General features: G+C 69.2%; 9 protein-coding genes. 4 read left to right on the forward strand and 5 right to left on the reverse strand.

Features of this window, described 5'->3' with window-relative positions; genetic code table 11:
* Positions 1-163: 163 nt before the first annotated feature.
* The 3 genes from VFU06_15525 to VFU06_15535 form a co-directional block, all read right to left on the reverse strand.
* A complete protein-coding gene (locus VFU06_15525) occupies positions 164-862 on the reverse strand; it encodes an ABC transporter ATP-binding protein (protein HEU5210805.1) in 699 nt (232 codons plus the stop codon).
* 544 nt (positions 863-1406) lie between these two features.
* Positions 1407-3140 (reverse strand): M56 family metallopeptidase, encoded by a 1734-nt coding sequence (locus tag VFU06_15530; GenBank protein HEU5210806.1) that lies wholly within the window; start codon positions 3138-3140, stop codon positions 1407-1409.
* Positions 3137-3529, reverse strand: coding sequence for a BlaI/MecI/CopY family transcriptional regulator (locus VFU06_15535; GenBank protein ID HEU5210807.1), 393 nt, complete (start codon positions 3527-3529; stop codon positions 3137-3139). The genes VFU06_15530 and VFU06_15535 overlap by 4 nt, the downstream gene beginning before the upstream one ends.
* A 326-nt stretch (positions 3530-3855) precedes the next feature.
* Between VFU06_15535 and VFU06_15540 the strand changes: the two genes are divergently transcribed.
* Positions 3856-4743: a GGDEF domain-containing protein gene (locus tag VFU06_15540; protein ID HEU5210808.1), complete on the forward strand. Its 888-nt coding sequence runs from the start codon at positions 3856-3858 to the stop codon at positions 4741-4743.
* Positions 4744-4782: 39 nt separating this feature from the next.
* On the opposite strand, the gene VFU06_15545 is transcribed toward VFU06_15540, so the two are convergent.
* Together VFU06_15545 and VFU06_15550 are read right to left on the reverse strand one after the other, a co-directional pair.
* Complete coding sequence (locus tag VFU06_15545; GenBank protein HEU5210809.1) at positions 4783-5625, reverse strand: methylated-DNA--[protein]-cysteine S-methyltransferase; 843 nt, start codon at positions 5623-5625, stop codon at positions 4783-4785.
* Positions 5626-5713: 88 nt separating this feature from the next.
* Positions 5714-7531, reverse strand: a complete 1818-nt coding sequence (locus tag VFU06_15550; GenBank protein ID HEU5210810.1) for a hypothetical protein — start codon at positions 7529-7531, stop codon at positions 5714-5716.
* A 114-nt stretch (positions 7532-7645) separates the two neighbouring features.
* Here VFU06_15550 and VFU06_15555 point away from each other — a divergent pair, with 114 nt between their 5' ends.
* The 3 genes from VFU06_15555 (at position 7646) to VFU06_15565 (ending at position 11135) form a co-directional block, all read left to right on the forward strand.
* Positions 7646-8608: a universal stress protein gene (locus tag VFU06_15555; GenBank protein ID HEU5210811.1), complete on the forward strand. Its 963-nt coding sequence runs from the start codon at positions 7646-7648 to the stop codon at positions 8606-8608.
* 198 nt (positions 8609-8806) lie between these two features.
* Entirely contained in the window at positions 8807-9913 is a 1107-nt protein-coding gene (locus tag VFU06_15560) for a hypothetical protein (protein HEU5210812.1), read from the forward strand.
* Between the two features lie 172 nt (positions 9914-10085).
* Positions 10086-11135, forward strand: a complete 1050-nt coding sequence (locus VFU06_15565; GenBank protein ID HEU5210813.1) for a porin — start codon at positions 10086-10088, stop codon at positions 11133-11135.
* Positions 11136-11598 lie beyond the last annotated feature (463 nt).

The raw sequence follows: 11598 nt of genomic DNA on the forward strand, positions 1-11598 counted from the left end.
GCGGACGATTCAGCGGGAAAGGACGAACCTGCCGTGTCCTCCGTGTCCGCTGTGACCTCTGTGTGAAAAAGAAGGCGGCGAGAGAATATCCTGCGTCTCTGCTCCTCCGCGCCTCTGCGTGAAACGAGGAAAGCCCCCGCATATCGGTCACCCGAAGAAGAACCTAACCCTGCACGACACTCCCGCTCTGCACTTCCGTCGTGCCCGCGATCCAGCCGTCCAGCAGCTCGATGACCCGGTGGCCGTACGCGGCATTCTGCTCCGAGTGCGTGACCTGCACGATCGTGGTGCCCTCGTCGTTCAGTTTGCGGAACAGCTCCATGATCTCGCGGGCCTGCGCGGAGTGCAGGTTGCCGGTCGGCTCGTCTGCCAGGATGAGTCGCGGGGATGCGACGACCGCGCGTGCAACCGCGACCAGCTGCTGCTGCCCGCCGGAGAGCTGGTTCGGAAAGAGGTCCTTCTTGCCGACGATCTGGAAACGATCCAGCACGTCGGCCACGATCGCCTGCCGTTCGCTGCGCGGGACGTTCCGGTACGACAGCGGGATCTCGAGGTTCTCGTAGACGGTCAGGTTGTCCAGCAGGTGGTACTGCTGAAAGACGAAGCCGATGTTCCGCTTGTTCAGGTCGGCGCGCTGCCGGAGATTCATCCGGTGCACCGCCTCGTCCCCGAACCAGTACTCGCCGCTCCACTCCGCGTCCAGCAGCCCGAGAATGCCGAGCAGCGTCGACTTCCCTGCACCGGACGGGCCCATGATCGTCACGAACTCGCCCTCGCGGATGTCCAGGTCGATGCGACGCAGGACGTACATGCGCCCCGCCTTTGTGTCGAAGTGCTTCTCGATGCCGTGGAGTCTGATCATCGGATCGACGTCTCCCTCGTATTGGTCGCGCAGTTGATGGAAGGTAGCACAGGCGGGATGACAGCACGAAGGGCGCGGGACGGTGGGCTGACTTCCGGGGATCGCGGAGGATGGTGCGGGGTCGACTGTCCGGATTGCGGGTGAGTGACCCGCCGGCAACGGCGCCATCCGTCCAGCCCTGCGGATCCAGGCCCGATAATGCGCCAGGCGTGTTGTCCCAGGGCACGCCTGCCGCCCGGCAGGGCTATGAGCCCGGTTCTGCGCCAATCGTCGGAGGGTGGCAGCCACGACTGGCGCATTACAGGGCTCCGTGCCTGATACCGCGCCAAACGTCGGCACGGCCGGCAACGCGTGGCCCGCTGGAGGGTCGGAGTGATGCTGCCGGCTCCCGATGGGAGATGATGGGGGATTCTCCGCACGCTATACGCAACACGTGCTACGGTTGCATGGGCCGTCGTGCCGGGAGTTCGCCAGGAGAGCGCGCGCCTGCCCTCCCGGGACTGCGGGCGACGCGCTGCGCGGGCGCGCGCCGCCCCCCGGTGGTTCAGCGGGCGCTGAACACGATCGGTATCGCGACCCAGACCGGCACGGGTTCGTCGTCCAGCCTGGCGGGCGCGAACTTCATCTGCTTCGCGACGTTCAACGCCGCCCGGTCGAGCGCATCGTGTCCGCTCGACTTCTCGGTGCGAAGCTGGAGCACGTTGCCGTCCTCCGCAATCAGGAACCAGATCAGCGCCTCACCGCCGATGCCGGCGTCGCGCAGCAGGGGCGGGTAGTTCTCCTCGAGCGCGCGTGCGACGTCCGCGCGGTTGGTCAGCTCCGGCCGCTCATCGAAGGGCGTGAACGCCGGCGCAGACTCGAGCTCCGCCAGGGTCTTCGGGACCGCGCCCACCGGCGCGCGATACGCCTGCAGGTCGTCGGACGCCCGGGCGGGCGGAGCGGAAGGCGTGCCGGCGTCGGCGGGACGTCGCATGCGGACGTCGCCCTCCGCTTCACCGGTGCCCGCCCTGAACACGATCGGGATCGCGACCCACACCGGCGTGGGCTCGTCACGGTTCATCGCCGGCGTGAACTCCATCGTCCGCGCGACGTTCAGCGCGGCCGAATCCAGCGCGGGGTAGCCGGTCGACCTGTTGATCGCGGTGCGCGTTACCGCGCCGCTGCGATCGATGAAGAACCAGACCAGTGCTTCGCCGCCGATCCCCGCCTCGCGCAGCAGCGGCGGGTAGTTGCGTTCCAGTGCCCGTGCGACGTCGTTGCGGTTGCGCAGCTCGGGACGCGCGGTGAAGGGCGTGAACGTCGGCTCCTTCATCAGCTCGTCGTCGCTCCGGTCCGCCGCGTAGCGGTTCGACTCCAGCACACCGGCCTGCTCCACGGGGTTGACGCTGGACATCGGGTCGCGGGCGCACACCGCGAGCAGCAGCACGAACAGCGCAGCCGACGCCAGGCCGATCGCGCGTGCGAGCCTGCGTCGTCCGAGCACGCCCGGCAGCGCACGGATCCGCTCTTCCAGGAAGCTGCGCGGCTCGCCGAACGCCAGCGCGAGCGCTGCACCACGGGAGCGCTGGCGACCCACTTCAATCAGCAGCGTGCCATAGCTGCGCGCATCGCCGGACACACGCAGCACGCGGGCGTCGCAGTCCAGCTCGATCGCGAGACGCATGCGCAGAAACTGCATCCACACGAACGGATTCCACGGCGCGACCACGAGCGCCGCGAGACCCGCGGCCAGGAGCAGCGGATCATGGGCCCGCACATGCTCACGCTCGTGCAGCAGCAGCATGCGGCGCAGCTCCCGGTCGATGCCCAGCGCCCAGCCGGGCATCACGATGCGTGCGCGGCGCAGCCCGACCACCGCTGGCCCGACGTTGCCGCTCACCAGCACCTGCTCTCCTTCGACCTCTGCTTCGGTCCAGTGCCGACGGAGCCGGCGCAGCCGCAGCAGCGAGAACGTGATCAGCAGCGCCATCAGCAGCGACGTCGCGAGCCACGCATACAGCAGGATGCCACCCGGTGCCGGACCGCCGCTCGCTTGCGGTGCAATGGTGATCGGCTGGAGCCGCACCACGAATGCGGGATCGGCTGCTGCGCCGGGTGCCGCGCCCGGCCACATCCAGGCGACCAGCGGCAGCAGCAGCGAGCCGCCCAGCGCGGCCAGCCACCAGCCGCGCGCAGGCCGACCGGCGTTGCGCGCCGCGCGCTCCGCGAGCAGTGCCGCAACCGTCAGCAGGCCGGAGATGACCAGCCCGTACGCCATCCATGCGCCCGTCGTCGTCATCGCTCCTCCTCCAGCCGCTCGTCCAGCAGCCGCTTCATTCGGTCCACCTGCTCCGGCGTCAAATCCCGCTGCGCCACCAGGTGCGTCAGCAGCAGCTCCGGCGAGCCGCCGAACACCTTGCCCAGCAGCCTGCCCAGCGCGCTCTCACCCGCCGTCGCACGGTCCACCAGCGGGAGGTAGCGGTACGCGCGACCCGCCCCCTCCTCGTGGTCGACGTGCCCCTTCTCCTCCAGCGTACGCAGCACCGTGAGCACGGTCGTGTACGCCAGGTCGTCGCTCAGCCGCTCCTGCACTTCCGCCACCGTCGCACCGCCCAGCTCCCACAGCACCGCCATCACGTCCAGCTCGCGCTCCGTGAAGCTGACATCCCTGCGTCTGCGTCGTGCCATCTCGACCCCCCTGCTTGCCAGCCCGTATGAACCCGGATGCCGCCGCGCTCGACTAGTTTCCTAGTAGCTAATGCGCCGACGGCCGCCTGTCAACGATAAAATTAGTAGATGACGACACCGCAGCGGGGCAGACAATCCGTGCGCTGATGCACTGGGCCGCGCCGGACCCGCGGCGCAGAAGAGGATCTGCACTGGCGGAGGCTCCCGCGGTGCCCGATCTTTGGAGCCTCCCCGACAGACCAGGATGGAAGGCCAATGAAGGTCCTGCACGGCGCCCGGGCTGGAGCGCCGCGAAGGCACGAGCACGTTGTCAGGGGCAGGCTGCCGTGAGCGCCATCTCTGCCGGCGAGATCGAGGAGCGGCGGCGCTCGCGGCTGCACGTCGCGCTGGGCATCTTCACCCTGATCGTGGTGGCAGCGGCCCAGGCACTGCTGGATCCTGCCCTGCCGCTCGACCTGTTGTTCGTGCTGCCCGTGGCGGTGATCGCGATGGCGGGCGGGCGACCGCTCGGCGTCACCAGCGGCGTGGCGGCAGCGGTGCTGCGCTCGCTGGTCGAGCTGTGGCGTGGGCCCGGGCACGAACATCCCGCCATAGCCGTGCTGTCGTTTCTGCTCGGCGCGCTGGTGTACATGCTCACCGCGTGGTTTGCGGCGGAGATCACGACGGCAGCGCTGCGGGCGCGCGCATCTGCGCTGACCGATCCTCTCACGGGACTCGGCAACCGACGCTTCTTCGAGGACGTCGCGGAGCGGGAATTGAACCGGTCGCAGCGCTACGCCAGGCCCCTCGCGCTCGCGTTCATCAACATCGACGATTTCCGGTCGGTCAATGAAGAGCGCGGGCATGCGGCGGGCGATGCGCTGCTCCGGCGGGTTGCGCAGGAGCTGCCGTCTGGCATCCGGCGCTCCGACATCGTGGCGCGACTGGGCGGCGACGTCTTCGCGGTGCTGCTGCCGGAAACGCCGGCAGAGGGAGCGGAGGTCGCGATGGGCAAGCTGCGGGAGCGGCTGCGCGCGACGGCGCGGGAGGGCGGCTTCGACGTGCGCTTCAGCGTCGGTGTCGCTACCCTCGACACCGGCGCGACGACGCTGAAGGCGCTGATGAGCGCGGCCGACGCGACGATGTACGCGGCGAAGCGCACCGGCCAGGGGCTGGTGGTTGGCGATGCCAGTCTGCCGGTCACGCAGGTGGACGCAGCGGCGGATCCGGACTGATCCGCTGCTGCGTCCCAGGCTCGATGCGTGCCGCGCGGCTCACGCCAGCAGCTCCCTGGCGAGGATCGCGTGCTTTCTGCACGGTCCCCAGTGGTAGTCACCGATCGCGCCGCTGCCCCGAATCACGCGGTGACAGGGCACGACGTAGGCGATCGGGTTCCGTCCGACGGCTGCACCGACGGCGCGGTTTGCCGTGGGCGCGCCGATCGACCGCGCGATCGCTGCGTACGTCGTCAGGCGACCCGGTGGCACGTTGAGCAGCGCGTTCCAGACCTTGATCTGGAAATTCGTGCCGCGCAGGTGCAACGGGAGCGGTGGCCGCTGGTCATCGGTGGCGAACACGCTGGTGGCGAGCGCTTCGGTGCCTTCCTGGTCGCGCCGCAGCGTTGCGGCTGGCCAGCGCGTGCGCACGTCGGCGAGCGCTTCATCGTGATCCTCACCGATGAAGGCGAGGTGGCAAAGACCGCGGGGACTCGCGGCGAAGAGCGCTTCGCCGAACGGCGTCGGGTGGATCCCCCAGCGCAGCTCGAGCCCTGCCCCTGCACGCTGCACCTCGCCGGGTGAAACGGCTTCCACGGCGATCATGAGATCGTGCAGCCGGCTGCCACCCGAAAGGCCGAGGTCGTAGGCGGTGGCGAGCACGGGCTGGTTCTCGCTGAGCAGCTTGAATGCGTCCCGGGCGTTCAGGAACTGCAGGAAGCGCTTGGGCGACACACCGGCCCAGCGCTGAAAGAGTCGCTGTGCATGCGACGGGCTCAACCCGATCGCCTGCGCCACGTCGTCGAGCGACGGCTGGCGCCGCTGGTTCGTGATCAGGTACTCGATCGCGCGCTCGATCCGCGCGTATTCCGCGCTCTGCTCCGCACCGTTCAATTCGTTCATCGGCTCATCCTGCGAGGGTCCGCACGTTCGCGTGCGCCAACGATCGTGCATTACCCCTGTGGGCTCAACCCGATTCCTGCGATGCGCGTCACGCCGAGGAAAGGCCGACGATCTCCAGCAGCGTCAGCGCGTTGGTCGATGTGGCGAGGCCGGGCCGGAGGATGTAGTCGAAGCTCATCTCCGGGCCGTGCGGCCCGCGCTCGACGTGCTCGGTGAAGTGCACGAGCGACGCGCGCCACTGCAGTGCCGGCTCGCTCGCGAGCTCCAGGTCGTGCGTGGTCACGACGCCGATGGCGCCCTGTCGCAGCAGGTGCTCGATCACGGTGCGTGCGGCCACACGACGCTCGGCGGTGTTCGTTCCGTGCAGCATCTCGTCGAGGAGGTAGAGCAGCCGCCGCTCGCCGCCTGCGCGTGCGGCGTCGACGATGTCGCGCATGCGCTGCAGCTCGGCGAGGAACAGTGAAACGCCCTCCGTGAGGGAATCGTGGATGCGCACGCTGCTCCACGGCTCGAGTGGTGGCAGCGAGAGCGCGGCAGCGCACACGGGTGCACCGGCCTGGGCGAGCATGACGTTGGTGCCGATCGCGCGCAGCAGCGTGCTCTTCCCTGACATGTTGGAGCCGGTCACGAGCAGCAGTGTGCCGGGTGGCCCCACCTCGACGTCGTTGCAGATGCGGATGCCGTCGCGCAGCATCGGGTGACCGAGCGCGCGCGCCTGCAGTCGATCGAGCGACGCGTCGATGACGGCAAAGGTCCACGCCGGCTGGTCGTGCGCGAGAGTGGCGAGCGACGCGATTCCCTCGATCTCTGCGGCAGCGTCGAGCCAGGCGCGCACGTGTGTGCCGTTGCGCGCCTGCCATGCTTCCAGTCGATCGAGCACGTGGAAGTCCCAGAGCGTGAGCAGCTGCACGATGCCGTGCAGGTTGCCGTTGTAGCGCAGCTCCGAGAGGCGCATCAGCCGCTCCAGGCGACGCAGCTCGTCGTGCGCCGCGACGCCGTTGCCGTGGAGCTGCGCGCGCAGCACACGCAGCCGCGCCGCGTCGCCGGGCACGCGTGCGGCGTGCGCGAGCAGGGCCGGGTACTGCGCGAGCACTCCCTGCCTCGCGAAGGCGCGCTCGAACACCGCATGTGCGCGCCGACCGGCGGCCCCGAACGTCAGGACGGCCGCAACCATGAGTGGCAGGATCCACCACATGGCACCGACGGCGCCGGTGAGCTGCGCGACGATCAGGCCGATCGTGGCCAGCGGCAGCAGCCGCGCGACCCAGCGCAGCAGCGGTCGCGAGGCGAGCCACGACTCCGACCCGGCCCACTCCGCGAACGACTCGATCTCGTCGGCGCTGACGTCCGTTGCGCCCAGGGCGTGGGCGGCCAGCTCGTCGCGCCAGTCGTTCTCGGCCGCCAGTGCGCGCACCGCCTCCTGCCGCTCCGGGATCGCGGCGGGCGGATCCGGCTCCACCAGCCACCCGCCGACCCGCGCGCGGGCGCCGGGGGTCGCGAGCGGCCCCAGGAGCTGCGTCAGCGCCGGGACACCGAACACGTCGAGGTCCTCGGCGGCACGTTCGGCCGCGGGTCCGGTGGGGGGGAGCAGGACCGGCAGCTCCCTCCAGCGCCGCTCGAGCCGCATCAGCCCCAGCTCATTCGCCCGCGCCAGGCGCTGCTGCCATTCACCGGCACGACGTTCGCGGCGATGCAGGGCAATGAGTACGACGAAGCCGGCAACGGCTGCCGCGGCGCCGACCCAGAGCGCGTCGCTGCCGCGCTCCGCGGCCAGGACGCCGATGACGAATGCGACGCCGAACGCGGCGACACGGGCCCGTGACAGGTGCTCCGCACGGCGCGCGTGCGCGGCTGCCGCGGCGGCGAAATGGCGCTGGCGCGCGGTATAGGTGTCGAACGCATCCATTTCCGGCTGCTCTCGCGAGTTGTGAGACTGGCCCTACACCGTTTCGGCGAAACCCCTACGGACCCCGATCAAGGTGCCCGGCACGTTGGACGCATCGCCAACAGGGAGGCCCCCATGATCCGCCGCATCCTCGTCCCGCTCGACGGCACACCCTTCAGTGAATGCGCGATCCCCTACGCTGTGGCGATTGCCAAGCGCGCGCAGGCAGTGCTCGAGCTCGTGCACGTGCACGTACCGAAGCTGCACGACGCTCCCGCGGCCGTCACGCCGTATGCATACCAGCACGCGCCCGACTACTCGGTAATCGCCGACGATGACGAGTTCGACGCGGAAGCGCACTGGCTCGAGGAGCGCGCCGCAAGGCTCCGTGAGACGACGGGCCTCACGATATCGGCGTTCACCGTCACGGGACATCCGGCCGAAACCCTGTGCGAAGAGGTCGCCGCTCTCGCAGCGGACCTTGTGGTCATGGCGACACACGCCCGCACCGGCATCGATCGCCTCCGCTTCCCTGCTGTTGCCGACGTGGTCGTGCGCCACGCCGCTGCGCCCGTCCTGCTCATCCCGCCCGCGGAGGACGGTACATCGGCCCAGGCACCGACGAAGTTCCGTCGGATGCTGATTCCGCTGGACGGCTCCGCCTTCTCCGAGCAGGTCCTGCCTGCCGCCCGGACGCTGGCCTTCCTGATGGGCGCGCAGCCCTGGCTGCTCCACGTGGTCACGCCGTACTCCCCGCCCCTGCGGAGCGACCCGGCGCCGGGCGCCATCGGCGACAACCCGCGCGCGGGCGAGGAGTACCTCGCCGGCGTAGCACGGGCCATGGCCGGCATCAACGGCTCCGTGGTGACGACGACCATGCTCGACCGGCGTCCTGCCGATGCGATCTGCGAGGCGGCCAACGATCCCGACGTCGACCTGGTTGCCATGGCGACGCACGGACGCGGTGGACTCAGCCGACTGCTGCTCGGCAGCACGGGCGACGAGGTGGTGCGGCACACCAGCAAGCCCGTCCTGCTGTTCCGCCCGAGCACCGCCGACGCGCTGCGCGACGTCTTCGACCCGTACAGCGTGCGCTAAGGATAACCCGCACGTCGAATCCGCACTTTCCCGGCAGCGGATCCCGCGTGCAACCGCGAATCTCCGTGTGAGGGGACGTCGCACACCGGCACGGTCTGTGACACCCTCGGCCGTCCGGGCCGGAGCCGTTTCGAGGCCGGCCCGGACGGCGGCTCCGGCCGCCCGGGCCGGAGCAGGTTTCACGGAGAGGAGGGGTGAATGTTGACCCTCGAGAAGCTCGGGGAAATCCAGCAGACGCTCGCGGGTGGCAGGGTGCTGACCGCGTACATCGCCGCCGAGGAGCGCGACCCGACCGAGCGTTCCAGCTGGCGCCGCAGGCTGGCCGTCGGCCTCGACGCCGCCGCGGCGGATCTCGATGACGACGAGCGCCGCTCCTTCGACGAGGCGCGCGATCGGCTCGAGGCAGAGCTGGCGCCGCACCGCGGCTTCCTGCCCGGTCGTGGATGGGTTGCCTTCGTGACACCCGGGCACGTCGCCCTCTGCGCCGAGGTCCCCGCACCCATGCCGGACCTCGTGCGCTGGCGCGATGGGGCCGTGCTCGGACCGCTGCTGCGCGCTCTCAAGCAGAACCGGCCGGTGCTCACGGTGCTGATCGACAGCCGACGCGCGCGCGTGCTGCGCTATGTCGCCGGAGAGCTGACCGAGGAAACGTCGTATCGTGCAGACACCTGGATCGACGATCTCACCGACGTGAACAGCTCGAAGCGCGGTGGCACGACGACCGGCATGCGCGGTGAGACCGGCTCCGACGTCGCCGAGCGCATCCAGCGCGAGGAGATGGAGCGGCTGGTCAGGACGGTCGCGGACGCCCTGCGCCCGCAGATCGACAGTGACACGCTCGTGCTGATCGGTGGATCCCCCGGTGCCGAGACCACGCTGCACAGGACGCTGCAGCCGCTCGCCGGAGAGCGCGTCACCCTCGACACGTCGCTGCACGTGAACATGACGACGGCGCAGCTGCAGCCGGCGGTCGAGCGCACCGCATCCGCCCTGTCGCAGCAGCGCCAGCTCACGCTGGTACGCGAGGTGATCGACAGCGCGGGCGCCCACGGCCGCGGGATGCTCCACGCACACACCGTCGAGCGCGCGTGCCGCAACGGCCAGGTCGCCACACTGCTCATCAGCATGAACTACCTCCGCACCAGGGAAGACCTGGCCGAAGAGCTGATCTCGCTGGCGCTCACCCGGGGCGGCACCGTCGAGCTCGTGGGCGACGAGGCAGGCGAGCTGCTCGATCACGAGGGCGGCGGTGTGGGCGCGCGGCTTCGGTACGTTCCGTCTCCCGCGGAGCCGGCCGCGCAGTAACGACATCCGCACAGGTGCTCCCGGCGACGCGGCCGGGAGCACCGCCCGCCGCGTCACCTGTCCGCACCAGTCCTGTAACGCCCGCGTCACAACCGCCCGATTTCCGTTGCCTGCCCGTTTCGCGTCCGGTACATATCGCGACGAACGACCGTTACACCTTCCCTGGAGGCACATGACTGCTCGCGCGCTCACGACCGCCATGCTCCTGGCGCTCTGCACTGCACCCCTCGCCGCGCAGGCGCCGGACTCCACGCACGTGACGTTCGGCGGCATCGAGCTCACCATCGGCGGACGCGTACAGACCCAGTTCAACACCAGCTCGATCGATGAGGTCGAAGGCTCCGAGCTGATCCTGCGACGCGCACGCATCGAGCTCGAGGCGCAGCTCAACGAGCTGGTCACGTTCCTGATCCAGCCCGATTTCGCGGGGGATGAGATCGCCCTCAAGGACACCTACGTCCAGCTGGACTTCGATCCGGCGTTCCAGGTGATTGCCGGCAGCGCGAAGCGCCCCTTCAGCCGCATCGAGCTGACGTCATCGAAGCGCATCCTCCCGGTGGAGCGAGGCCTGCGCATCCGCGGCCTCGATGCCGTCGACCAGTACGCGTTCGTGAATGGACTGGATTACAGCGACCGGGAGATCGGCGTGCTCGTCACTGGCGAGCCGGAGAACGCGCCGCTCGGCCTCGGCTACGCGGCCGGCATCTACCGCGGTCCGCTGCACGGTGAGATCGGCGACGCGACGTACCAGTACGCCGCTCGAGTTACGGTGCAGCCGCTCGACCTGCTTTCCTTCGGCGCCTCCTGGAGCAGCCGCGAGTTCGTGGAAGAGGTGAGCGGCGACCTGGAACGCGGCAATGCTTTCGAGGTGGACGTCGAGTACGGCACCTTCGCACCCGGCGTGCACCTGATCGCCGAAGCCGCATTCGGCGACGTCGATCCGTTTACCGGGACCGACTTCCGTGGCGCACAGGGCTGGCTTGCCTGGCGCTCGGACGGGCTGAGCGAGACGATCACGGCGATCGAGCCCGTCGCGCGCGTGAGCTGGGGCGACGTGGACGACGGCATCGTCGCATCACCGGGTGGCCTGCTGTTCACGCCGGGCATCAACGTCTACTTCGGGCCGCTCAACCGGCTCATGATCAACTACGACGTCTGGCGCGGTGCGGACGACTCGATGGACGCCGAAAGCCTGAAGATCATGCTGCAGGCGGCATTCTGATTCTCCGGCGGTTCTGTTTTTTCACACAGTGTTCACAGTGGGTCACAGAGGATCACGGAGGTGCTCGGTTTCACGCAGAGTCGCGGAGGTGCAGAGGCGCAGTGAGCTCGTTCGGATGCCGAACGAACTGGGTCCGGCTTGCTTCATTTCCTTTGAATTGCGTATCCACGCGGGCAGAGCAGAGCAGCAGACCCGCAATTCAAAAGAACGAATTCAGCCGCGCGTGGATCGTCGGCGCAGCGCCCGGCAGGCCCGACCCTGCGCCTCTGCTCCTCCGCGCCTCTGCGTGAAAAGAGGCAAGCCGACACTGTGTCCACTGTGACCGCTGGCCCTGCCCCGGTTTGGTGGACACCAAGCAGTCCCAATCGGCATGTTGGGACAGGAGGTGTCCACATGGGAAAGAAGCGTCGGGCCTATTCGGCGGAGTTCAAGGCTGAAGCGATTCGGTTGATTGAGCAGGGTG

The organism is Longimicrobiales bacterium, from assembly GCA_035764935.1.
Lineage (GTDB): Bacteria > Gemmatimonadota > Gemmatimonadetes > Longimicrobiales > RSA9 > DASTYK01.